This is a genomic window from Paenibacillus sp. KS-LC4 (genome assembly GCF_036894955.1).
GTDB lineage: Bacteria > Bacillota > Bacilli > Paenibacillales > Paenibacillaceae > Pristimantibacillus.
The window spans coordinates 761,966-786,710 of the sequence record NZ_CP145905.1 but is presented as its reverse complement, the minus strand read 5'-3'; the positions used below and the strand labels follow the sequence as shown (position 1 = coordinate 786,710).

The 24,745-nt window shown below is 50.1% G+C and carries 21 protein-coding genes; 8 read left to right on the top strand and 13 right to left on the bottom strand.

Annotated features, from left to right (window positions below):
- Nucleotides 1-8 precede the first annotated feature (8 nt).
- Together V5J77_RS03390 and V5J77_RS03385 are read right to left on the bottom strand one after the other, a co-directional pair.
- Nucleotides 9-1,007, bottom strand: coding sequence for an S-layer homology domain-containing protein (locus V5J77_RS03390; RefSeq protein WP_338554384.1), 999 nt, complete (start codon nucleotides 1,005-1,007; stop codon nucleotides 9-11).
- Between the two features lie 158 nt (nucleotides 1,008-1,165).
- The gene (locus V5J77_RS03385; RefSeq protein WP_338554383.1) at nucleotides 1,166-1,543 is read right to left on the bottom strand and encodes a MerR family transcriptional regulator; all 378 of its coding nucleotides are present in this window, start codon (nucleotides 1,541-1,543) and stop codon (nucleotides 1,166-1,168) included.
- 174 nt (nucleotides 1,544-1,717) lie between these two features.
- On the opposite strand from V5J77_RS03385, the gene V5J77_RS03380 reads away from it, so the two are divergent.
- Entirely contained in the window at nucleotides 1,718-2,563 is an 846-nt protein-coding gene (locus V5J77_RS03380) for an SDR family oxidoreductase (protein ID WP_338554382.1), read from the top strand.
- A 48-nt stretch (nucleotides 2,564-2,611) separates the two neighbouring features.
- Entirely contained in the window at nucleotides 2,612-3,556 is a 945-nt protein-coding gene (locus V5J77_RS03375; RefSeq protein ID WP_338554381.1) for an alpha/beta hydrolase, read from the top strand.
- Here the strand turns inward: V5J77_RS03375 and V5J77_RS03370 are convergent.
- A complete protein-coding gene (locus tag V5J77_RS03370; RefSeq protein ID WP_338554380.1) occupies nucleotides 3,533-3,787 on the bottom strand; it encodes a hypothetical protein in 255 nt (84 codons plus the stop codon). The two genes, V5J77_RS03375 and V5J77_RS03370, sit on opposite strands and share 24 nt — an antisense overlap.
- Nucleotides 3,788-4,033: 246 nt before the next feature.
- On the opposite strand from V5J77_RS03370, the gene V5J77_RS03365 reads away from it, so the two are divergent.
- The 4 genes from V5J77_RS03365 (at nucleotide 4,034) to V5J77_RS03350 (ending at nucleotide 8,725) form a co-directional block, all read left to right on the top strand.
- Nucleotides 4,034-6,271, top strand: coding sequence for a carboxylesterase family protein (locus V5J77_RS03365; protein WP_338554379.1), 2,238 nt, complete (start codon nucleotides 4,034-4,036; stop codon nucleotides 6,269-6,271).
- 226 nt (nucleotides 6,272-6,497) lie between these two features.
- Nucleotides 6,498-6,785, top strand: coding sequence for a hypothetical protein (locus V5J77_RS03360; protein WP_338554378.1), 288 nt, complete (start codon nucleotides 6,498-6,500; stop codon nucleotides 6,783-6,785).
- Between the two features lie 106 nt (nucleotides 6,786-6,891).
- Nucleotides 6,892-7,698 (top strand): alpha/beta hydrolase, encoded by an 807-nt coding sequence (locus V5J77_RS03355; RefSeq protein ID WP_338554377.1) that lies wholly within the window; start codon nucleotides 6,892-6,894, stop codon nucleotides 7,696-7,698.
- 40 nt (nucleotides 7,699-7,738) lie between these two features.
- Entirely contained in the window at nucleotides 7,739-8,725 is a 987-nt protein-coding gene (locus V5J77_RS03350; protein WP_338554376.1) for a sensor domain-containing diguanylate cyclase, read from the top strand.
- Nucleotides 8,726-8,891: 166 nt separating this feature from the next.
- Here the strand turns inward: V5J77_RS03350 and V5J77_RS03345 are convergent, their stop codons facing one another.
- From V5J77_RS03345 to V5J77_RS03320, 6 genes are all read right to left on the bottom strand, one after another.
- Complete coding sequence (locus tag V5J77_RS03345) at nucleotides 8,892-9,746, bottom strand: AraC family transcriptional regulator (RefSeq protein WP_338554375.1); 855 nt, start codon at nucleotides 9,744-9,746, stop codon at nucleotides 8,892-8,894.
- Between the two features lie 97 nt (nucleotides 9,747-9,843).
- Nucleotides 9,844-10,767, bottom strand: a complete 924-nt coding sequence (locus tag V5J77_RS03340) for a hypothetical protein (RefSeq protein ID WP_338554374.1) — start codon at nucleotides 10,765-10,767, stop codon at nucleotides 9,844-9,846.
- 204 nt (nucleotides 10,768-10,971) lie between these two features.
- Nucleotides 10,972-12,696, bottom strand: a complete 1,725-nt coding sequence (locus tag V5J77_RS03335) for an ABC transporter ATP-binding protein (protein ID WP_338554373.1) — start codon at nucleotides 12,694-12,696, stop codon at nucleotides 10,972-10,974.
- A complete protein-coding gene (locus V5J77_RS03330) occupies nucleotides 12,659-14,584 on the bottom strand; it encodes an ABC transporter ATP-binding protein (RefSeq protein ID WP_338554372.1) in 1,926 nt (641 codons plus the stop codon). The genes V5J77_RS03335 and V5J77_RS03330 overlap by 38 nt, the downstream gene beginning before the upstream one ends.
- 44 nt (nucleotides 14,585-14,628) lie before the next feature.
- Entirely contained in the window at nucleotides 14,629-15,186 is a 558-nt protein-coding gene (locus V5J77_RS03325) for a nitroreductase (protein WP_338556528.1), read from the bottom strand.
- 225 nt (nucleotides 15,187-15,411) lie between these two features.
- Entirely contained in the window at nucleotides 15,412-16,386 is a 975-nt protein-coding gene (locus tag V5J77_RS03320; RefSeq protein WP_338554371.1) for an AraC family transcriptional regulator, read from the bottom strand.
- Between the two features lie 142 nt (nucleotides 16,387-16,528).
- Between V5J77_RS03320 and V5J77_RS03315 the strand changes: the two genes are divergently transcribed.
- A complete protein-coding gene (locus V5J77_RS03315) occupies nucleotides 16,529-18,160 on the top strand; it encodes a helix-turn-helix domain-containing protein (RefSeq protein ID WP_338554370.1) in 1,632 nt (543 codons plus the stop codon).
- A 119-nt stretch (nucleotides 18,161-18,279) separates the two neighbouring features.
- A complete protein-coding gene (locus tag V5J77_RS03310) occupies nucleotides 18,280-19,287 on the top strand; it encodes an ABC transporter substrate-binding protein (protein ID WP_338554369.1) in 1,008 nt (335 codons plus the stop codon).
- A 94-nt stretch (nucleotides 19,288-19,381) separates the two neighbouring features.
- Here V5J77_RS03310 and V5J77_RS03305 read toward each other — a convergent pair whose 3' ends face one another.
- From V5J77_RS03305 to V5J77_RS03290, 4 genes are all read right to left on the bottom strand, one after another.
- The gene (locus V5J77_RS03305; RefSeq protein ID WP_338554368.1) at nucleotides 19,382-20,434 is read right to left on the bottom strand and encodes an ABC transporter substrate-binding protein; all 1,053 of its coding nucleotides are present in this window, start codon (nucleotides 20,432-20,434) and stop codon (nucleotides 19,382-19,384) included.
- A 93-nt stretch (nucleotides 20,435-20,527) separates the two neighbouring features.
- Complete coding sequence (locus V5J77_RS03300) at nucleotides 20,528-22,228, bottom strand: ABC transporter substrate-binding protein (protein ID WP_338554367.1); 1,701 nt, start codon at nucleotides 22,226-22,228, stop codon at nucleotides 20,528-20,530.
- Between the two features lie 37 nt (nucleotides 22,229-22,265).
- Complete coding sequence (locus V5J77_RS03295; RefSeq protein ID WP_338554366.1) at nucleotides 22,266-23,309, bottom strand: NAD(P)/FAD-dependent oxidoreductase; 1,044 nt, start codon at nucleotides 23,307-23,309, stop codon at nucleotides 22,266-22,268.
- 475 nt (nucleotides 23,310-23,784) lie between these two features.
- Nucleotides 23,785-24,723: an aldo/keto reductase family protein gene (locus V5J77_RS03290; protein ID WP_338554365.1), complete on the bottom strand. Its 939-nt coding sequence runs from the start codon at nucleotides 24,721-24,723 to the stop codon at nucleotides 23,785-23,787.
- Nucleotides 24,724-24,745 lie beyond the last annotated feature (22 nt).

Below are 24,745 nucleotides of genomic sequence, written 5' to 3'. Positions count from 1 at the left end.
AGATCAGATTAGTTCGAGTAAATCATAATAGCCAAGCTCTTCCCAGCCTCGCTTTTGTCCATGATGATTTTCTTTCCCTTGTAGGTTTTCAGCAGTCTAGCCTCCTTCGCTTGTCCAGCATCCAGCTTGACCGCATCCCCGTAAGCCACTTCCGCAGATTCCCCCACATAACGCGCCAATAGCTCTATTATCAACTGTTTATGTACAACGGGCTTCGCATATAGCCCTATCGTCGTTGCTTTTTTCCTGCTGTCATATTCTAACGTTAATTTGTAATCGGCGGGTTTTCCATTGCCTTCAGTATTAAGCAGCACCGTGTGCCCACTAACCATTACATCGCCCGAGAAGCCTTCGAGTGACAAAACCAACCTCTTTAGCTCCCCAGTCGTTGCGTAAGCTGGCTGCTCCGCCAAGCCCGCAACGCGAGACTGTGCTAACTGCCAAGTCAACAAACGATGAATGACCACAATCGCTTCCGCACGCGTCAGCTTGCGGTCCATCCCGATCCTGCCGGCGGCATCACCCTTCATCAGGCCAAGCTGCTTGGACATATAGACATAGCCCTTTGCACGTCCTGCCTCGTCCTCACCCGCCGCCCGAACGAGAAGCCTCGCCGCTTCTCCACGTGTAATCGCTTGATTCGGTCTAAACTGCTCTGAAGCATATTCCGTCATTTTCAATAAGCTAAGCTTTAATCCAGCTGCCATATAAGGGCGATACCAACCGCTATCATCCAGAAATGGCGTATCCATATTGGTCACCTCAAGCTGCTGTGCTTTTATAACTGCGGCAAGCAGCTCTGCGCGAGTAGCTGGTTTATTCGGTCGAAATGTACCGTCCGCATAGCCGCTCGCATAACCAGACTGCACCGCCTGCTCTACAGGAAAACGCGCCCAATGGCCCTCCATATCATTAAGCCGCTGCCTCGCTTCTGCCGCCTGGGCTTGCAAAACCGGATTAAAGGCAAGCGCGACAACGACCGTTAACATAAATTGATTTTTCTTCATGCAGGGACTCCTTCACAGGTAAAATAGCGCAGCCCATCCCCCCATAAAGCGCAAAAAAGCACGCAAAAAACCCGGGAGGATTTAAGCGTGCTTCGCTTCATAATTATTTTATACTTTACCCTATTTTATAAAATATTGTCAATCCATTTTTTAGCTTATTAGGGTAATCTGTCAAATTTATTTTCTTGGGCATCGATTAACGCCAGCTTGTAATTGATTTTCTCCAGCGTTTTCATCATTCGTGCCATTTGTTCCTCCACCTTGCTTTTCTGGCGAGCCAGCAACGTTTTTCTCAGGTATAGTGTTTGATCTCCAGCCTTGTATAACTCAACATATTGTTTTATTTCTGCCAGCGGCAAACCTGTTGAACGAAGGGCTTGCACCATCTCCACACAATCAATGTAGTGCTCGCTGAATTGGCGTACCCCGTTTTCATTACGCTCAACCGTAGGCAATACGCCTTCCTTCTCATAAAAACGCAGCGTGTATGCGGTAATGCCCGTCTTTTTCACAATTTCCTTAATGGTAAATGCCATTAGTTATTTCTCACCGCCTATTGAGTGTTAGAGTTACTCTAATATATTTTACAGCTCAAGCTTGCTTTTAGTCCATAATTTCCCTGTTCACAAGGAATGGATTTTGAGAATTGACTTCGAGCGGCTCCAATCCGCTAAGCTGATAGAGAAAGAAAATGATGAGGAGGAGATTTAATGACCAAAACCGTATTGATTACCGGAAGCTCTACCGGATTGGGGTATGCGACAGCGAAGAAGTTCGCTAATGAAGGGTGGAACGTCGTTGCGACGATGCGCAAAGCGGACCAGCGCTTGACAGAGGAAAATCCCGAACGGATTTTCGTAACTGAACTCGATGTTACTAAGCCCGCTACCATCGAGGCAGCGATTGCTGCCGGGATCGCCAGGTTCGGCCGAATTGATGCCGTCGTGAACAACGCCGGAATCAGCGTCCTCTCGATATTTGAAGCAACACCTATGAATGTTATTCGTCAAATTTTCGAAACCAATGTCTTCGGTGTCATAGCTGTTATTCAGGCGATTACACCTTATTTCCGCGAGCAAGGCAGTGGTACCATCATCAATATCACTTCGAACGTGGGCTTTACATCAAACCCGCTCTTATCGTTCTACGTTGCAACCAAACATGCAATCGAAGGGCTATCGGAATCACTATCGTACGAGCTGGAATCGCAAAACATCTCCGTCAAGCTCATAGAGCCCGGCTCCATGCAAACTACAAATTTCGCATCGAACACCATGTCCGCCTCCCAAGATGTATCCATTCCACAAGCGTACAAGTCTTATTTTGATCATATGATGAACGCCATGATGAACTATCCATTTGAATGTGCTGATGAAAATCAGGCTGCCGATCAAGTTTACGCCGCTGCGTGCGATCCGTCTGCTCGGCTGCGCTATCTGGCAGGCCCAGACTCGGAGGAAACGGCAAGACTGAGATGGACTCAGTCCGAAGAAACGTACATGCAGACCATGAGGAACCTGCTCGGGCAAACAGCGTGGCTGAATAGACAGGCCTGACACTTAAATGACGATTAAAAATTTTGCTTCACAAAGGATGATTAAACAATGGAAAAGAGATTGCATCCGGAGCTTGTAAATATGTTTTTAGAATTGCCGGACGTCTTTTATACGAAAGAGAATTTAGCGGCTAAACGGAGCGAGATGCTTGAGTTTGTTGCCAGTATGTCAGCAGCAGTGCCTGTCAATAATGATGTCCAAATCTCAGAAAGGCATGTTCCAGGCACAGCAGAAAATTCAGAAGTGAGGCTTAAACTATACGAACCGAGAGTGAAAAATCAATCTCTTCCAGGCATTCTTTATATTCACGGTGGCGGCTATATTCTTGGTTCCGCCGATATGATGGACGTTGCCTTACAGCAAATGGTATCGGAGCTCGAATGTGTTATCGTTTCTGTGGATTATCGGCTGGCTCCAGAGCATCCGTTCCCTGCTCCACTCGAGGATTGCTACGCTGCTCTTAAATGGTTTTCAGAAAACGCGGAAGAACTCGGGAGCGATTCATCCAAAATCGCTGTAATGGGTTCCAGTGCTGGCGGTGGATTAACAGCTGCTCTCTCACTGCTGGCAAGAGATAGGAACGGCCCTTCTATCATGTTCCAAATGCTTCTCTATCCAATGCTTGACGATCGGAACATTACTCAGTCCAGTAATGAAATAACAGATAATAGAGTGTGGAATAAAGCCAAAAGCCAATTGGGCTGGGAAATGTACTTGGGAAATGAAAACCCCGTATCTCTATATGCCGCTCCGGCACGTGCGGTCGATTTGTCAGGACTTCCACCCACTTACGCCTGCGTCGGTGACTTAGATCCATTTCGTGATGAAACCATTCATTATGTATCAAGGCTCACGCAGGCTGGCGTGCCGACAGAATTTCATTTGTACCCCGGATGCTTTCATGGTTCCGAGGAGTATTTTCCTTTTGCAGAGATAAGCCAGAGAATTATAAAAGAATATCATGCCGCATTAAAAAGCGCCCTGCACAAATGATAGACAAGCTGCAAGCGTCAAAGTGACGCGGTTATTCGGCACAGCATCAAAAAATAGAGTAGGGACGCACGCTCTCAGGAATGCGCCCCTCCCCCCTCTATCCACCTCGTACACACCATTATTCGGCACAGTGGAAGAGGTGCGCCGCCTATGCTGCTCCAGCAGCGGGCGCACCTCTCCTTCCGCTTGGCTTTGCCATTTATCGAACGGAAATGCTAAGACTGCCCCCACAAACAATCATTCCCAATGTTTAGTCAGATTTAAGACAAGCCCGTGCATTCAAATCACCTTAATTTTGAAAGCGATTTCAATAAGTCGGATTTGAACATGTCTGATGTCGTTATCGTCGTAGTGGCATTGAATTCGACTTCTTATAATAAGAAGGCATCATAAAGGAGGGCTGTGACAACATACCGGGCATCATAGAATGTACGAGCAGGTATTGCGGTAAATGATAACAGAGAGGATGAAGGTTCAATGGGGAAGGTCAAACAAATGAGCGTTGTTGCTTTGCTGCTCGCCGTTTTACTCGGAAGCATACCGTTTTACAGCTATGCAAGTGCAGCGGCGCCTGCTGCGGCTGATGTATCCACCGATATTCAGGCATTACTGGATCAAGGTATTATTAAAGGCAATGGTAAAGCAATTAGCGAAAAATATTGGAGCCAGCAGGCAACCCGCGTACAAGCCGCGACACTGTTTCTCCGTTTGAAGGGTCTGGAAAAAGAAGCCCTTAGCTACACGGGAGCCGCCTCCTTCGCCGATGCGGCAAAAGCAGGCAAAGTGCTTCAGCCGCTGGTGAACTATTTGAAGGCTCACCCGCATCTCGGATGGCTTGCAGATACGGATGGCCGCTTCGAGCCGCAGCAGGCTGTCACGGCGCAGCAATATGCCAGAGTACTGCTGAAGGCGCTTGGCTATGAGGCTGGCGTGGACTATCAAGAAGCTGATGTGCTGGCGTATGCAGCTAAGCAAGGGCTTGCCGCATTGAAAGCAGGCGGTAAGCTGACCAATGCCCAGCTAGCAGCCGCTACGGCACAAGCGCTGAAGGCTAAGCACAAAATCAGCGGAGAAACGCTGGCTTCGCTACTAAAAAAACAAGCGGCACAAGCGCCCTTCGTTGCTGACGTGACCCAACAAACCGCCTATGGCACAATTAAAGGCGCCAAGGATGAAGCGAGCAGCACGCTAAGCTGGCTCGGCGTGCCTTATGCGAAGCCGCCGGTTGGCGAGCTTCGCTGGCAAGCACCGCAGGCGCCAGCAGCTTGGACAAGCACGCTTGAGACGAGCGCTTTCGCTGCGAATTGCACCCAGCTCGCAGCTGGCAAGGCGGCAGGCAGCGAAGACTGCCTGTATTTGAACATTTGGCGGCCGGCTGACAGCAGCACTAGCCTGCCCGTTCTCGTCTTCGCGCATGGCGGCGGCAATATGACCGGCTCCGGCAAAGACTTCAAAGGCGATCTGCTGGCCGAAGCGACGAACAGCATCGTCGTTTCCATCAACTACCGCCTTGGCGCGCTGGGCTTCCTTCATCACCCTTCTCTAGCAACAGGCGATGCCGTTCAGGATTCAGGCAACTATGGCCTGCTGGATATTTTTCAGGCGCTCAAATGGGTAAAAGATAACATTGCCGGATTCGGCGGCGACGCTGCCAATGTGACACTTTCCGGCCAATCGGCTGGTGGCCGCGATGTCATGGCGGCCGTCATCTCTCCACTGAGCCAAGGGCTGTTTCAGAAAGCTATTGTGCTAAGCGGCGGCATGACGACCGCAACAACGGCGGACGGCGACGCTAAGGTGAACAGCGTGCTGGCGAAGCTAGCCGTTGCGGATGGCACAGCAGCCGATGAAGCGGCAGCGGCCAAATGGGTGACCGGCCAAACAGCCGAGCAGCTCGCGGCGTATTTGCGTAAGCAGCCTGCTGCGGACCTTGTGCAGCAGTTCGGTGGAACGGCCATCCGCATGGCACCGTTCCCGCATTTATTCAGCGATGGCACGGTGCTGCCAGCGGAAGGCTTTGATGCATTGAAAAGCGGCAAATATGCACAGGTTCCGATGATTTTGGGCAGCACAGCGACGGAGTTTTCCGCATTCGCCTTGAGTGATCCCGCATTCGCCGCAGGCTTTGCTGACGGCAGCCTGCTGGAGGACACTGTGAAGGGGCCGCAATATGCAGCGGCCATCAAATATGGCAGTGAGCTCTATTCCGGCTTCAACGCAGAGCGCGCAGCCGAGGTGCTGACGGCTCGTTCTGGGCAGCCTGCCGTATACGCTTACCGTTTTGCATGGGGTACACAGGATGGCGTCATTTCAAGCGCCCTACAGCAATTAATTGGCGCCACACACGGCTCGGACATGGATTTCATTCTTGGACGCAAGGCCGGCATTGCTGCTTATTTCCCAGACGGCTATTTCTCCGAGCAAAATGAGCCAGGACGAAATGAGCTGACAGCAGCCATTCATGGCTACTGGAAAAACTTCCTTTACACCGGCAATCCCAATGCCAGCTCTTTGCCAGCATGGACGCCATGGACTGCAAAGGATGGCGCTAATCGCATTTTGCGTCTGGATGCTTCGAATGAGCATCAGACGATTCATATGTCGAATGAATATTACAAAAAAGCAGATGTGCTTTCCCGTATGGAAACAGAGCTTCCAGCCGATACCTTGAAGCTTCTGCAAGAGAGCGTACTCGCGGGCAGATTTTTCTGGTAAGCCGCTTTCGCAACGTTAAGCCTGTTAGAGCATTGTAAACAGGAAATTGAACAGCCCGGCAGCGTCCATTCAGGACAGCTGCCGGGCTGTTTTTGCTTTATTTTTCTGTAAAATAACCCTGAGCCCCAGCAAACTGAGACGTCTGTTTCATGCTTTATGTGTCTGAAATCGGTATAATCGTAGGTGATGGAACTACGCCTCAACGATGAACAAGAAGCCTAGAAGCATGCACATTCATGTCCTCCTACAAATAGAAAGTCAGCTTCTAAGCTTGCTCAGCAATTTGCATAGCAAAGTGTTTGTCAAAGCACGGATTTTGGTGATACAGGGCTTGTGCAGCGAACTTGCGCTAAGAGATGACGGGCCTGATCAGTTATCCGCTAGGCTGGAAACGATCGTGAATCGAATGAATGCTTGCGCCGAGGAGTTTCGATTGGCTTCAGATGAGGAAATTCAGCAGCTGCACAGCATCATGAATGGAGGAGCCCGCTGCATTGATGACTGTACTACCTGAATCTCACTAACCATCATATATCTTCCTCAATTTTCCGATATAATGATATAGAAGCCTGTAATCCTTGTTCTTTTTTTATTGAAAGTGCTTCAGAGAGGAGCTTCATATGGCTATTGATGTTATGGAACGGAATAATGTAAAGGTAATAGGCTCCGGAAGCAAAACCATTGTTTTTGCGCATGGCTTTGGATGTGATCAAGATATGTGGCGTTATATGGTGCCTAGCTTTGTGGACAACTATCGTATTGTCTTGTTTGATTACGTGGGCTCTGGAAAGTCTCAAATTCACAATTATGATTCACAAAAATATAATGATCTTCAAGGCTATGCCCAGGATGTACTCGATGTGATGGAGACGCTGGAATTGCGCGATGCTATATTTGTCGGGCATTCGGTGAGCAGCATGATCGGCATGCTGGCCTCCATCCATGAGGCCAAATATTTCGACCGTATTATCATGCTTGGCCCTTCTCCACGTTATGTGAACGACCTTCCGGAATATTACGGCGGCTTCGATAAACGCGATATCGAAGAATTGCTTACGATGATGGAGATGAATTTCGTTGGCTGGGCCAGCTATTTGGCGCCCATTGTTATGCAAAATAATGAGCGCAAGGAATTAAGCGAGGAATTGGAGAAAAGCTTTTGCTCCAGAGATCCTCATATTGCAAGGCAGTTTGCTGAGGTCACCTTTTTCTCGGACTGCCGTGTCAGCCTTCAGCAAGCCACTGTTCCAACACTGATTCTTCAATGTACAGACGACAGCATCGCTCCTGTTGAGGTAGGCCATTACTTGCACGCCCATCTCAAAAACAGCGTCCTTCGGCAGATGACGGCGACCGGACATTATCCGCATTTGAGTCAGCCCGAGGAAACGAGCAAGATGATCAAAGAGTATTTAGCCAGTTTTTAAAAATTTTCAGTCCGAGAAATATAAAGAAAGGCACTCATATATGGATATACAATTAGATAAAGCACCCTGCGGATATTTTTCGATTTCCGACGCAGGCTTAATTCAATCAATTAATCAGACCTTACTGGATATGCTGCACTATGAGCGCAATGAGCTGCTTGGTCAGCATATTCACTCCACCATGTCGGTGACGAACAAAATGTTTTTTCAAACGTACTTTTATCCGTACATTCAATTGTATGGGCATGTCGATGAAATGTACTTTTCTTTTCGGACGAGCAGCCATGAGGATATGCCTGTATTGCTAAACGGGGTCCGGCAGGAGCGTAACGGAGTCACATTCATTGACTGTGTTGTGTTAATGATGCGCAAGCGCATTGAGCACGAGAAGGATATTTTACAAACCAAAACGAAGCTTGAAGAGCTTTATCAGGCGACTAATGAAGCCAATAAGAGGCTTGAGCTGCTGCATGAGGAGTACGAGCTTAAACAGCAGGAATTGCTCGGAGTCAACCATCGCCTTGAAATGATGGCCTCTACAGATGCGCTGACTGGGCTTAAAAATCGGCGTTTTTTCCAAGACAGCCTGCTGGCACAGCTTGCCTTGTTCCAAGAAACACAGCGCCCCTTCTCGCTGCTCATTGTTGATATCGACCATTTCAAAAAAATTAACGACACGTATGGACATCCTGTCGGCGATCTCGTGTTGACTAATTTGGCCCGCCTGCTGCAATCCATGTCACGGGATCGAGACATCGCCGCCCGTTATGGGGGCGAGGAATTTGTCATCATTCTTTCCGGAGCTAATCAGGAAAAAGCGATCATTGCCGCAGAACGATATTGCACGACGATAGCCTCTACGGATTGGGGCGAGTATAGTATTACAGTCAGCATTGGCGCAGCAACCGTCATGCCTGGCGATACCGATCAGTCATTGATCAATCGAGCCGATACAGCGCTCTACGCTTCCAAGACTGGTGGAAGAAACCGCATTACTCATGCGGACCATTTGGTCAACAGCAAGTAGCAAATAACAAGTAGTAGAGCAGCTATGCCCCAACTGAACGAAGAAGCCATCTGCGAGGCGTAGACGGCTTCTTCGTTTGTTATATTTCACACTTCCCAGCTTGCCGAAATATGAGCAAATCGCCTACTAAATCGTGCAGCCTCTTCATTACCACTAGTTATCGCTATTAAGCTTTCGCCTCAACCGCCACCCACAGCTCATTACGATTTTCCTCTGGCGGCAAATAACATTCGATAGCAGGCAAATGGGCGAGTCGATAGGCCGAGGTAGGCAGCCATTCCGTATATAATCGCTTCCAAATGCCGCCCAGTTGATCTGGTCCGCCCTCCACCTCAAATACGACCCATGTCGATGGTGAAAACTCGCGGCGAACCATAGCCTCAGGAGCCTCCTGCTCCGATTCTATTGCTAAAATGTAGTTTAAAAACTCATTTTGCCCATGCCCTCCATCAGCACATACGCCAAGTATGCCATGGATCACAGGCTTGGTCGCGCGAATTTCCCATAGCTTTTCAAACAGGCCCGCCTGTGCTGCTTCAGCCCACAGACGCGGCACCGTCTCAAACACCTCGCTATTGCGTACCTGCTCCGAAATGCCCACGACGGAAAATCCGCCAAGCTCCTCCATTCGATAATTCATAGCAGCCGCTCCTTTTACTGAAATTTGAAAGGATAGGCGCGGATAGGCCCTCAGCTTCGTTCCTGCGCCTCTTGCAGCAGTTGGTGTTGTACCATGCAGCTGCTGAAAGGCGCGGGCGAAAGCTTCGGGGGAATCGTAACCATATTTGAGCGCTACATCAATGACCTTAACCGTGCTGTTCTGCAGTTCAAACGCCGCCAGACTGAGCCGCCGCCTGCGAATGTATTCCGATAAAGACACCTCCATCATATAAGAAAACATCCGTTGAAAATGATAGAGCGAGCATCCAGCAATATGGGCGGCTTCCGCATAATCAATTTCATTAGTCAAATGATCTTCCATATAGCCGATGGCCGCGTTCATCTGTACAACCCAATCCATAACCAAGCGCCTCCTCTGCTCATTACTATACTTAAAATAACATAAAACAGCCTTGCATTCTCTGCACAAGAATGCAAGGCTTCTCCCCTGTAACCTATTATCCCTCAAGCTCCAGTGATGGGCGGCTCACCTTAGAGCGCTTCTTGCCTACTACCGACTGCCATAACATATAGCACCCAACGCCGATCGACAGCAAGAAGAAGAACAAAGCGAGCAGCGGAAGCGGCGACAGCTCTAGCATTGCACCACCGATCCAAGTTTGCCAGCCTACTTCAAGCAAGCCAATCATATAGGCGCCTCCCGCCATATGCACCCACTTGCAGCGATCTTGAGGACGCAGACTTGTGCGCTCCGACAGCCATGCAACAAACGGAACAGCTTGGATAGCATGGAAGCCCAGCCCATGCAGCCAGATCATATTGCCATTCCCTCCTGTAAGACGGCTCCCCGTCATTGAAAGCCAAATGCCAGCAGCGAAGGAAATCAATACCGCCACCATCGCGTAGCGGATTGCGAGCACAAGCTCTGGTCTTAGCTCATACGATCTGCTGCGGAAAAAAGCGACTGCCAGCACGCAATAAAACACGATGAGCAGCATCGCCACAAGGGTAAAACCTGCCGCAACCGCTAGATCAAAGCTAGTGCCGCCTTTTACAAATCGCGGATTCATGCCGCGCATATTTTGGACATTTTCAGCAAAATAAGAATACAAGGAAAGCATCACATAGGACCAGCGAAAAATCGCCTTGCCTCTTGCACTCATAGCGGACAAAGGCAATACTGCCGCCGTCGAGATTAGAAAAATGCCTAATGCTGCATTAAAGGAAGCTGCCTTGCTCACATTCCCATAAGGCGCAACCTCACTTCCATAAAACAGCATCCATACTACGCATATCGCTGCCAGCACAAAACCAAATAGGCCTAGCGACACCAGCAAGCCTTCTCCCTGAAACAAACGGATCTTTCTTGCTGGCTCCTCACTTTTCGGGTCATCTTCCGCACCTATAATCCGAATCATCATATCCCACCCATTCCCTATTAGCTTCTTGCTTTAACTTTATAGGAATGGACAGGGTGGCCGAAACGGACCTTTAACTAGTATTTCACAGGACGGAAAGCGGGTTTTGACTCAGACTCCAGAAGGATAAAGCAGATAGTTCCCGAAACTTCACTTTAACAATTATCACCATTAATATTTCTGTTCTTGAACTATTTAAGATGAAAACTACCAGCCCGCCGTCTGCTGCTGAAGCTTCCAAAGCCTTGCATACAGGCGGTCTGCTCCCAGCAGTTCATCATGCTGGCCCTGTTCGACGATCCGACCTTGATCGAGCACAATAATTTGGTCGGCATTCATGATCGTTTTCAAACGGTGGGCTATCGCGATAACGGTACGACCTTGAATTAGCCTATCAATCGCCTGCTGAATGTCAGCTTCATTCTCAGGATCGAGGGAAGCAGTCGCTTCATCCAGCAGCACAATAGGCGCATCCTTCAATATCGCCCGCGCAATGGAAATCCGCTGTTTTTCTCCGCCAGACAAGGTGCTGCCGCCTTCTCCAACCAAAGTGTTGTAGCCTTGCGGCAGCTTCATAATAAAATCATGGCAGCACGCCTGCCGAGCCGCATCCTCCACTTCGCGCTGAGTCGCGCCAGCGTTGCCAACACGTATGTTATTGGCAATTGTATCCTGAAACAAATACACATCCTGAAACACCATGGACACTTTGCGCAGCAGCGCCTCCGGGTTCATCTCCCGAATATTTTCCCCGCTGAGCAGCACCTGCCCCTCGCTCGGATCATAGAAACGGGCAATCAACCGCAGCACCGTGCTTTTGCCGCTCCCCGATGGGCCAACGAGCGCAGTGAAGGAGCCTGATGGCAGACTAAGACTTGCCTGCTGAATAACAGCATGCTCATTGTAGCCGAATGTTACCTTGTCGAACACAAGATCATGCCCAGAAGGGGGCTGCTTTTCTCCCGGCATGACAGGCTCCTGCAGCAGCTCAATGATTCGTTTCCCAGCCTGCTCGGTGTAACGAAACTCTGCATAGCTCGTCAACGCCGTTGTCAATGGATCATAAATTCTCGTGCCTATGAGCAAAAAGGCTACGAACGTAAGCAAATCCAGACTGCCGCCGAGCAGCAAATGAACCCCAATAATCGCCATGAGCGTCAGACCCGCTCGCAGGAAGGCAATTGCGCTTAGCACGACCGGCCCTAACGCTCCCTCAATGCGAATGCTTTGCTGCATAAGCTCTTTAAACGACTGCTCCAGCCGAACGAAGCGATCACCGGTCAAATTAAAAGCCTTTATGACCTGTATGCCGTTCAAATATTCCTGCAAGCGGTTGGAGGCGTTAATTTTTGCCCGCATATGATTAGCGCCAAGCCTTCGGGTGAGACTGGTGGCTGCAAGCATCAGCAAAATGGTAAAAGGCAGCGTTGCAAACAAGGAAAGCGCAAGCCGCCAATCGAGCAGCGAAAGCCCTAACAGCGCCAAAATTGGCGTCAGCGCAGCGGCAAACAGCTGCGGGGCAACATGGGAAATCCCATGCTCAACAAGCGCAAAGTCTCCCATCATCATGTTGGCGAGGTCGCCAGGATCACGTTTATTCAAATACCCCAGCGACAGCTTGCGAAGATGCTCCGCTAGCCTGCTTCTTCCCTCAACCGCCGTCGTATAGGCTCCGCGATATTGCGCACGATAAGCGGGTATTTCACTTATGAAGAGCAGCACCATCGCTCCGGCCATGCTGGCGCAAATCCACCAAAGCCGCGTAATATCGAGTGAAGCGGCAGGATCGGCAAAGGAATTGAAAATAATTTGGGCCACCTCTACCAGCAGCACAAACGGGATAATGGCAACCAAGTTGGAAAGCACGGTATAGCCGATCGGCTTCCATAATGCCTTAGGACTGCCTGCTGTTATATTCCGCATCATTCCCATGCTGTTTCTTTGCCTCCTTTCCTAAGCCTATTCGCCAGCCAGTCGCTGCCGTGTAAGCCTCCCATAATATTGAATAAAGCCCGCGGGCCGCAAGCAGCTTCTCATGCTTTCCGCTTTCTGTAATTCGTCCTTGGTCCATGACGATAATTTGTGCCGCATCACGTATGGTCGACAGACGGTGGGCAATGACGATGACCGTCTTTCCCTTCGTCAGCTCCTTTAAGGCGAGCTGCATTTCGAATTCATTTTCAGGATCGGCAAAGGCTGAAGCTTCATCGAGGACAAGGATCGGAGCATTTTTCAAAATCGCTCTTGCTACCGCGATCCGCTGCTCCTCGCCGCCGGACAAATAGACGCCCCCTTCGCCAATCAACGTATCGTAGCCATGTGGAAGCTGACTAATAAACGCATGGCACTGTGCCGCCTTCGCTGCCGCATATACTGCTTCTCGCGAAGCATTCGGCACGCCAACTGCAATATTGTTGTAGACAGAATCGTAAAATAGGAACGTCTGCTGGAAAACAAACGCTACCGTGTTCATCAGCTCATCCGTAGCCATGTCGCGAATGTCCACGCCGCCAATTTGAATGGAGCCCGACCCGACATCCCAGAATCGCGGCAGCAGGCTCGCAACGGTCGATTTCCCTGCCCCGGAAGGACCGACAAGTGCCGTTACTTCCCCTTGCTGAGCCACAAAGCTGACCTTAGACAACACATTTCCATCATCGCTTCCACCTGCAGCTGCGCTTGTGCTTTGCTTCTCATCCTTATTCCCATCCTTGTCCTTGTTCCCCTTGACGTATGAGAAGGAAACATCGTGAAAGGACACCTCATAGGCAGCAGGAACCTTTGGATATTTCGGTTCAGGAATCGGCTTCTCTGCGAAGATCAGGTCGATCCGTGAAACGCCTTCATTGATATTGCGCAGCGAGGATGCCATGTGCATGATTTTGAACATCGGCGCAGAAATGCCTGGCGACAAGATCAGGAAAAAGAGCAGCATCGCGGCAAAGGCCACATTGCCCGGATCACGCTGGAGCAGAAACACGCCAACGGGCAGCAGGAAGGTGGCAAAGGAGCTGAGAATAACCTTGAACGATAAAAAGCCGTATTGGAAATGATCCGTATATTTCACGCAAAAATCACGGTATTTCACCATATCGTCGTAAAACTGGCGGAAGGAAAATACCGTTTGTCCAAACACCTTCACGACGGGCATTCCCCGCACGTATTGAATAGCCGAGCCATTCAGTCGCTCCAGCGAATTGTAATATTGCTTTATGCTGCTTTGCGCCTTCGATCCTGACATCATCAGCCCCTGTAAGGCGAACCCCATCACAATTGGGATCAAGCAAGCCGCAGCCAGCCAAACGTTAAGCCAAAGCATCGCAACAATCATCAGTATCGTCGTGACCGCCATATGCACGAGATCGGGTAGCTGATGGGCAACGAATGTTTCAACCTTTTCAACATTTTGATCCAGCGTCTTTTTAACCGCACCGGTGGATGTGCTGTTCAGCCAGCCTAGCGGAAGCTTGCCAATATGCGCTGATAGCCTCACCCGCAGTCCGTACAAAATACGAAAAGCTGCAATATGCGAGGCAAGGCCTCCGCCATACATCAACAGCAAGCTGGCGAGCAAGCCGCCTAATGCGACCATGCTCCAGCGGACCATAAAGCCGCCATCCGCAGCCAGCGGATTCGCCGCATGCTCCAGCAATTCTTTGATAATAAAATAAACCGATATATACGGAACCAGCATGCATACCGCGCTTAGCGCCGAGAACACCCCTGAAACGGCAAGCAGCCCGCGTCTCTCCCCTGCCAGCTCCAGCAATCTTGCAATCCCTGTCTTATTAGCTGCTTTACCAGCTGATTTACCAGCCATTATAGCCTCATCTCCTCCAGGCAAAAATCATCCGAACGGGGCGCTTACAGCCACGTCATTTTTTTATCAGCAGAAGTGCGGTTGCCCGGTGCAGGCTTCTGATCGTAATACCCTAAATACAGCATGCCGGCGATGCGCTCATCGCTCCGAACGCCTAACGCACTGACAAAGGGCGCGCTTCCGCATAAAATCTCATCAATCGACCATACCATGCCAATGCCCTGCTCCCAAGCACAGAGCTGAAGGTTCTGAATCAAGGCACATGCCGCAGCAAAATCCTCATCGCGCTTCACCTTGCTTTTCTCCTCCTTCACGACTATGAACAAAATCGCAGGTATTTGCTGGATTTTATCCTTATACATCTGCTTAATTTTGCTTGGCATCAGCTTATAGCGCTTGAGCTCCGACAGCGAAGCTACGATATGCTCTGACAGCCTCGCCTTCGACTCCGTGTCCGCTGCACAAATAAAGCGCCATGGCTCGCGCAGCTTATGATTTGGCGCCCACACCGCGACATTCATCAGCTCCAGAATGGTCTCCTGGGAAAGCGGCTTTGTATTAAATTTCCGAATCGTCCTTCTGTCTTTAATCAGCTCCTGCATCTTCAAACGAAAATCCTCCCTTTACAACGTCGCTATTGAGAAACATTATCATTATTATTTAAATTGAACTACCTCTGGACGGATTATTCCTAACGGTGGACGGAGAAGCATCCCCCTAACAGCCTCTTATATAAAAAAAGGCCGAAGCCCTGTCCGCTATCGTCATTTCTAACGTTAACGTCGCCGTGGCTTCGGCCTTCCTATACGATTTAAACTGCGTTCTACTCACACCGAGCGGCTCTGCTGCCTTGCATATTCACTCGGATTTATCCCGAAGGTTTTCCGAAACAACGAGGCAAAGTGACTCATATTCGTATACCCGACCATAATCGCCGCCTCACTGACATTCATTCTCCCCTGCTCCAGCAACTGCTTCGCCTCTCTCATTCGCTCCTCGCGAATGTAACCGAATACCGTTGTGCCGAACAGCTCCTTAAAGCCAGCCTTCAGCTTGAAATCATTTAGCCCCGTCTGGCGTGCCAGCGCAAGCAGGCTTGGCGGGTTGGTGCGGTTATGGTACAAAATGTTTTTCGCCTGATGGAGCCGCTCCACATCGGCTGACTTCAGACGTGAGGCGACACACTCCAGCTCGCTCTTCTGCTCCAGCCCATACCAGAACAGCGCAATTAGCTCAAAGGCTTTGCCTTCCAAATAATGCTGCCGGATTGGACCAGTATACGAACAGTTTTTCAATTGATCGAATACCTGCTTTATTTCCGGTGTCAGCTGCTGCTGCTCGCAATAAAACGTATCGCCAGGCTGCCAAGGAAAATAAGAGAATAAATGCTTCCATATTCTAAAATCAATCCGCAGCTCCATATGGGCTAGTCGGTCTGAATGCAATTGCTCGAAATGGATGCGCGTATCGTGCAAATAGATCATTTGCGACCCGCCCGAGCCCATCGCTCGCTCCCCGCGCCTGCCCTTGATCGACCAACAGCCGTTGCCATGCTGCGTTAATGAAATTTCCAAATGCGGATACTGTACATCAATATGAAAAATATGATTTTCATGCAGCTTCACATCAATCGTATGCAGCTCCATGCCCGGCCGCAGGCGCGTGCGCTGCAAATAGCCGTCTCCCCATTGCTCGGGCAGCTTTACCGTATCCGCTAGCTGCTCCACCGGAACGCCTAGCTCTACACCAATCCATTCATTATATAAAGACTCGATATGTTGGGCCTCCAACGTATGCTTCATCGTTATTCCCCGCCTTTATTGAGAAACGTTATCATTTACAATTGTATCAGTATCGAGCCCTATTGAAAAGCATAAATGTGAATTGTACTCTTTAGCCAGCAATGATAGACTGAGTAGCAAATAAAAATACAGGTGGTTAACTATGAACCCCATTACCTATGAGCTGCTAGGCGCTTCTCTGCTTGCAGATAGTGGGACGACGAGCCCGTCCGTCCTTACCTTTAAAGCCTTCCCAGCCATCATCATACCAAGCGAGGCTATCATAGTCGGTTCTGAGAGCCATGCCTATCCAGTAGAGAAAGGGCAGGCGATTTTGCTCCGGCATGCAGAAAGCAAGCCGCATATACGACGATCTGATGGCAAGCCGTTCGAGCCCGTCTACGGCATTTCATTCAACAGCTACCGAATGGCCGAACGCGGAAACAGCCGCTTGATTTATGAGTTATATAACGAGCAGCTGCCTGAGCATGGACAACTGCTCGAATTTCCGCGCCAAGCTGCGGGACTGCTTGATGAGATAATAAAGGTGGTCAAGCTGACAGCCTCTATTCAAAATACGCCAAAGCTGCATCTTATGCTGCATCAGCTGCTGGATGTGCTTTTTGCCCGCGATTTGTATAGCAACCATTATTTAAAAAAGGATAAGCCCATTCATCAGGTGCTCGCTTATATGAAGCAGCATTACCGCTCACCGCTCAGCCGATCGTATTTGGCAAAAATGGCCGGCTTCAACGAGAGCTATTTCTCCTCGCTGTTTCGCAAGGAAACCGGCTGGAGCTTCGCCGAATATGTGTACCGAATACGCATAGACGAGGCCAAGCGACTGCTGCTGCTCACCAACGATAAAATGCAGGAAATCGCTTATAAAACCGGCTTTGCCGACGGCTCCTATTTGGGCAAAACGTTTCAAAAAATTGCCCATTTGTCACCCAGCAGCTTTCGCAGCAGAAAGCATGCAACGCGCATCGTGGGCATGCAATTTGTTGGAGCCCTGCTTGCTGTAGGCATTCAGCCGCTCGCCGCGCCGCGCGAGGTGCTTCGTTCTTCGTCGCTGCTGCGGGACTATCTGCCCGGCATCGTAGAGCTTGCGGACATCGAGCAGGTCGAGGAGCTTCGAACGCTTGCACCCGAATTAATTATTGCACCTACTTACCATTACAACATGCCTTATATGCTGAAGGCGCTTGAGCAAGTCGCTCCCGTCATCATGCTTCCATGGGGTGAAATGGACAAGCTGGAGGAGGTACGCATGATCGGCAAGCTGCTTGGCCGTACAGCCGAGGCTGAAAATTGGATAGCCCGCCTGCAGCAGCAGGGTGCAGCAGCAAAGCAGCGGCTTGAGCAGCATTTTTCTTCTGAGGATACGTTCGGCTTATATGAGCTGAGATATGAGGACTCATGGATGATTCTTCATCCGCCCGTCCGAGCCGCCTTTATTCTATATAAGCTGCTTGGTCTAAAGCCGCCCGCCGCTATCCAGAGGGAAATCATTGAAGCGAACAGCCATCTGGCTTTGCAGGAGCAGCATTTGCTGCCTTATACCGCCAAGCATATGTTTTTGATCGTATCTGCCGATGACACGGAAGCCTTCAGAAACAAGCTGATGGGGCGCAGCTTCTGGCAGCAGCTCGTAAATGAGCAAGGCAGTAAAATCTATCTGTTGAAGCTGCATGAATTTTGGATGGACGACGGGGTGTCGCTCGAGAAGCAGTTGGATATTATGGTGGAGCTTCTTCTAGCTGAAAGTGCCGCAGGTGCGACGACAGACGAATAAATCCAACAATTTTCCCAGCCAAATATCCAACTTTATCACATCGACCTTTTTCTTCCGTTACCGTTATAATAGCATTATCATCGCGAATGATAATCATTATTATTTTATCGGAGGATTATATGCATCAATTACATAAAGCTACGAAAATGTTTGTGTTGCTCCTACTCGCGCTATCGCTCGCTGCCTGCGGCAACTCGGCAGGTGGCAGCAATAACAGCAGCAATACTGCTGCTGCGGCTTCCGCTTCTCCATCTCCTTCACCATCAGCTTCCGCAGAGGTCGAAGCGACGACCCGCATCGTAAAAACGCTTCGCGGTGACGTTGAGGTGCCTGCTAAACCGCAGCGTGTCGTAACGGACGGCTATTTGCCGGAAATGCTCGTCATGGGCATCAAGCCTATAGGCTCCACAACCTGGGAGCTGGACAATAAAGTTATTCAGGACCAAATTGACGGAATTGAAAGCACAGGCGAACGCAATCTTGAGAAAATACTTGATCTCAAGCCTGATGTCATCGTAACTTGGACCAGCGACGAGAAAATTCTAGAGCAATACGATAAAATTGCCCCAACCGTTTCCTTACCGTACAGCACCTACACCGATATTCATGAGACCCTGCGTTTCCTTGCGGCTGCTGTGGGCCAAGAAGCGGCTGCTGAGCAGTGGCTGACTGATTTTGACCAGCTGGTTGCACAGGAGCGGGCAAAGCTCGTTGACATCATTAAACCTGAGGATACCTTCTCGCTCATGGGTGTCTTCGTTGTGGATAGCGGCTTCTACATTTATGGAGATGGCGGCTATCGCGGGGGCGAAGCCATTTATACGCATTTGAAGCTGACTCCTCCTGACAAGCAGAAGCAAGAAATGATCGGCAAGGAGGCTTATCGCCAAATTTCCTATGAGGTCATTGAAGATTATGCCGGCGATTATATTTTCCTGGATCAGGGAGAAATGATTTCCGAAGTCTGGGGCAGCAACCAAGGGCTATGGAAGTCATTAGCTGCAGTCAAAAATAATCGCGTGTTCAATCTTGACCCTGAATTGTTCTGGGGGAATGATCCCGTATCCTTGAAGCTGCAAATTCAGGAAATTGTAAGCATGCTCACGGAGCAAGCCAAGCAGAATTAGTCCTTTAAGGGTCAAATGTTAAAAAAAGCCGCCGAACTTGCTTCGGCGGCTTTTCGTGCGGCTTCTCGTATTGAAAGCTTCATCCAGCTAATGATTAATTGCCATTAGTAAGCCAGTCCGCAAGCTCCTCGGTCTGAGCCAGCACCGCAAGCGGATCGTAGTACCAAGAGCGCTCCTCCGGCCATACGTACAGCTTGCCGTTTTTCACTGCCGGAAGATTGCTCCAAATCGGATCAGCCTCAAAATCAGCTGCCGTCCAAATGTTCGAGGTCATAATAATATAATCCCCGGCATATTGCGGAACGATTTCTGCTGATAGCTCGGCCCATTGCTTCTCCATAATCACTTCGGCTACATCGGTTGGAGGCTTGCGTCCAAGCGCTTGATAGACCGGCTGACCGCCACGTCCAAAATTGTCTCCGTAGGCATAGGTCGACTTCTCCATATGCTCAAAAATAGAAAAGGTTGCGTCTGCCGGAATGGCCGCATCAACCTTCGCCTTCGCTTCAGCGATGCGGCGATCAAATTCCTCCAGCCACGTCTTCGCCTCCTGCTCTTTGCCCAGCACTTTCCCGAAATAGGTCAGCTCTTCATGCGCATTTTTGAGATCACCATAAGGAATAAAGAGGGTAGGCGCGACTTTGCTCAGCAGCTCGTAGTTATCTCCATTGCCCGTAATAATTAAATCAGGAGCTAAGGCTGCAATTTTCTCTACAGATGGCTTGCCATATTCGCCTGTATCTTCAACGCCGGTAAGCGCCGTTTTAAAATAATAGTTTTTCAGCGTTAATCCCGGCGCACCGATTGGCACAACGTCAAGGGAAATTAGGCTGCCTAAATATTCTTCGGCTACGATCCGCTTCGGCTGAGCGGGAATTTCGATATCCCCTTTTACGGTAGAAATGGTTTTGACTGCGTTAGGCTCAGCGCTCGCCTCCGGTGTTGCTTCTGTAGCCCCGGCACTACTTGCTTCACTCGATGACTGCGCCGCCGCTTCACTCTCTGCATTCGCCTTGCTGCTCTCATTCGAATCTGCTGCCGCACCACATGCTGTAAAGACGCTTACGCAAAGCAGCAGCATAACTAGCATAACTAGCATAGCAGCCATGCTGCGCTTATGATTTCGGTCTTGTTTTTTCAGAAACACGTGTAAATCCCCCTCATTCTATGTCGATAATCATTCTCATTTAAACTTTAACGTGTAAGCGAGCAAATGACTATGCCTTAAAATGATCTGGCACTATGCAAATTTGTGATGCGGCGCCAGTACGCTGGCAAGCTCCCTTAGCTGTGCCTGCGAAGACAAAGGATCATACCCGCAGAACAGCTCCGACTCTTGCAAAATATGTACGCGATTCTCGCGCACAGCGTCTAGCTTTCTCCAGCCTGTCGATTGGAACAAACGCTGCATCCGCTTTTTATCATCAGCATAAGTGGGCAGTCCTGTTATAAAAATGTGATCCGCCGGATAGGCGGCCAGCATCTCAATGCCGGCTTCGATGAAGCCTTTGGCGGAAATATTTTGCTCCAGTAACGGTGCTGGAAGGCGAAAGCCCATATCATCGTAAAGAATCTGACAGCCTCTTCCAAAGCTGCTGCTGAAGCAATAAGCGGTATTGTGGCCGATTTCCCAGACGATCGCCGTCCCCCTGCTACCCAGCTCTCGATCAAGCTGGCGGTTAATAGCATAAATCCGCTCATCGTATTGCCGCAGCCATTCCTCCGCTTGCTGCCTGCGATTTACGATGCCAGCAATCAGCAAAAATTGCTCTCGCCAGCTCATTGTCCGAAAGGGCAGCTCAATGACTGGAGCAAGTGGCAGCAGCCGCCTATTCTCCTTTGCGCCGCTATAGTTGATAATGACATCCGGCTTAGCTGCCGCAATTGCCTCGTAAAACGTAAGCGGCGTATGCCCGTAGGGGTTAAAGCTTCCGTTCTCGTTCTCGTTCTCGTTCTCGTTTCCATTCCCCCTCCCGCTTCGACTTCGGCTTCCGTTCTGACTCTGGCACAGCTGCGGCTGCATGCCTCCCCGCATCCCTTCCAGCCATGACGTATATACACCGAGCTCCGGAATAATGCCGAGTGCCAGTAGGCTGGCGGTATGATTCAAATTCAGCGAAACGAGCCGTTTGCGCTTGTGCAAATAAGCGGTTGGCGACAAGCCTATGCCTTCCTTAAACTTACGGCTGAGATAGACGCCCTCCTTGTAGCCAACGTCCTGCGCCAGCGTACCAAGATCAGGAGCTGTTCCCGCCAGCAAACGCTGCTGAACACTCCGTATACGAAACATTGTTAAATGGGCATTGAATGTCCTGCCCATATGCTTCCTGAACATTCGGGAAAAATGCTCCGGGCTGACTCCGGCCCGAATAGCCATCTGCTCCCGCGTTATATCCTCGCTGAAATGCTGCTCAATATACGCCTCTGCTTGCTCCAGCCACGAATTGGCGGGTCTTTGCCGGCTCTCCAGCTCCCTATGCAGCTCTGCAAGCAGCTCTGTAAATAGCTGCTGCACGCGAAAAGGCGAAAGGGGATCATGCGCGCTCCACACATTCGCCAGCTCGCTGGCAAGCCGCAGTATGACAGCTGGACAGCGCTGCAGCGGAGCAGCATGCTCAAGCCCAGCTCCTGCTTCCCCAGCAGCTGGAATACAGCTGTATTCCAGCAGGATACCGCGCAATTCCATACGCGGCTCTATTTGCAGCTTAGGCAGCGCGGGGCCGCTAAGCCATACGCTGCCTCGGGACAGCTCATGATAATAGTTATGAATATAAAGCGCACCCTCCCCGCCCCATACGATGAGCATCCGGTAGAGCGGCCTCACTTCCTCCTCCTGCTGTAATTCCTTCAGACCTTGCGGAAGCTCCAGCAGCCGCACAGGCATATAGAAGCTATGCTGGATTTGCGGCAGGCCAGCCTCAGCCGAAGAGTGCAGCATCATTTTTCACATCCTAAACTGTCTAATTTTCTTACTTTCATTAAGCATCCTCTTCTTTAACACCGAGAGCCAGGTTTTTCTCCTTAAAGCGGGAATTATGCGAGGATACATATGCAGCCCCATCCGCCTTCGGGTCGATGAAAAGCTTCGCACTGTTCACTGCCAGCGCGGCATCAGTGAATGCTCCGGCAATCAGATTCAGCTTGCTGTCATAGGAAGCAAAGTCGCCCGCGGCGAAGATGCCCGGCAGATTGGTCGCAAGCTTCGAAGTGACGTATACGCACCACTCATCCATACCGATGCCCCAATCTTTAATACCGCTGAAATCGGATTTAAGCCCATGATTAACGATGACCGCATCTACTTCCAGCTGCTCTGTTTCGTCCGTCTCCAAATGTCTCACCGTTACCTTGCTGATTGTTGATCCATCGCTGCTGGTTAGCTGCGTAACCTCCCATGGCGTGCGTACCTCGCAAGAGGATTCCTTCATCCTGATGACGTTTTTCTCATGACCGCCAAAATACTCCCGACGATGAATGACCGTCACCTGTGCCGCAATCGGCTCCAGCTCATTCGCCCAATCGACAGCCGAGTTGCCGCCCCCGGAAATAAGCACGCGCTTGCCGCGGAACGGCTCCAGCTCCTGCACGGTATAATGCAAATTGGACACTTCGTAGCGCTCAGCACCTTCAAGCTCCAGCTTTGCCATCCTCAAGATGCCCCGGCCAATCGCCAAAATAACGGTACGCGTCCAATGCTTCTCCCCCGTAGATGCTTCAAGCATATAAGTGCCGTCCTCAAGCCTCGTCAAATTCCGAATTTGCTGCCCAAGCTCGACCGTCGGATCGAAGGTTTGCGACTGCTGCTTGAGCTGTCCAATGAGTTTCTCGCATAAAATTGGAGTGACGCCTCCTACGTCCCAGATCATTTTTTCCGGGTAAATGAGCATCCGTCCGCCTAGCTCCTCCTGAGCTTCAATCACCTTCGTCTTCATGTCCCTCATCCCGCTATAGAAAGCAGCATATAATCCTGCCGGACCGCCGCCAATAATCGTTACATCGTATAATTCTAGCTGTTCTGTCACCCTTCTTCCTCCTAAAATTGAAGTTGATATTCATTCTCAATATATTATTCATTTTAGCCTCCTATTCTAACAAAGAGCAATGGACAAAATAGAACAATCTTTTAAACAAATCCAACAATCGCACGGGCGGAACGCTCGAATGGGATTCCCCCCTGAAAAAGCTAGCCTTGGCGGACACAGCGGCAGCTATTACGGCAAAATCATAGGTTTAGATAGCGACTGCGGACTCAGGAGCAGCTAATACCCCGTCCATCCCCCTTTCATCAGATTTAGGCTAGCGATAGCGGCTCTCCTGTCCGCTTAGCAGCTAAAATCGGCAAAAAGGCCACAATAGCGGAACGTCAGTCCGCAAATAAAAAAGCCGCCTGGGAATAACCCCAAACGGCCTGCTTTTCAATTCTTTAATTTAGATTCTTCTATTTAGAGTTCTTAATTTAGATTCTTTAATTTAGATTCTTTATCTTAACTTTCTATATTACGCCAATATTTCCTCAATCCGCTCCAACACGTCAGCGCTTAGCTTCACGCCTGCCGCCTTGGCATTCTCTTCGACCTGTGCCGGGCGGCTCGCGCCCACAAGCGCACTAGATACGTTCGGTTGGCGCAAAATCCAGGCTAGTGCCAGCTGTCCAACCGACAGCTCCAGCTCCGCAGCGATTTTGCCCAACTGCTGCACCTTGGCAATTTTCTCGTCGGTCACGTTTTTGCGCATGTTCTCCAGCTTGGCTGCTCGGCTGTCCGCCGGAAGCTCACTTGCCGAACTGTATTTACCCGTCAGCAAGCCCTGTGCCAGCGGCGAGAACACCACTTGACCAATACCGCCTCGTTCTCCGAAAGGAATGACTTCCTTCTCAATGTAACGGTTGAACATATTGTAAATTGGCTGATTCGCTATAATACGATCCAGCAAATAACGATCCGCAATCGCATGGGCTTCCGCCATCTGCGCCGCCGTCCACTCGCTAATGCCGACATAGAGCACCTTCCCCTGGCGAACCAGATCATCCAGTGCGCGCAGCGTCTCCTCCATCGGCGTATTCGGATCATGGCGATGGCAGTAATAGAGATCTATATAATCCGCGCCAAGACGCTTCAGACTGGCGTGACACTGCTCTGTAATATGCTTGCGTGACAGCCCTTGATCGTTGGGCCCATCTCCCATTTTGCCAAACACCTTTGTTGCAAGCACATACGATTCACGAGGATAGGCACGCAGCGTCTCGCCCATTACCTTCTCGGCTGCGCCCCGCTCATATACATTGGCGGTATCAAAAAAGTTAATGCCAAGACCATAGGCGGTCTGAATCGCTTTGACGGCGTTATCCCGCTCCACGTAGCCCCCATATGTCAACCAGCTTCCCAGACTGATCTCGCTGACCTTCAAACCGCTTCTTCCTAAATTACGAAATTGCATTTGAACTCATCTCCTCATATGT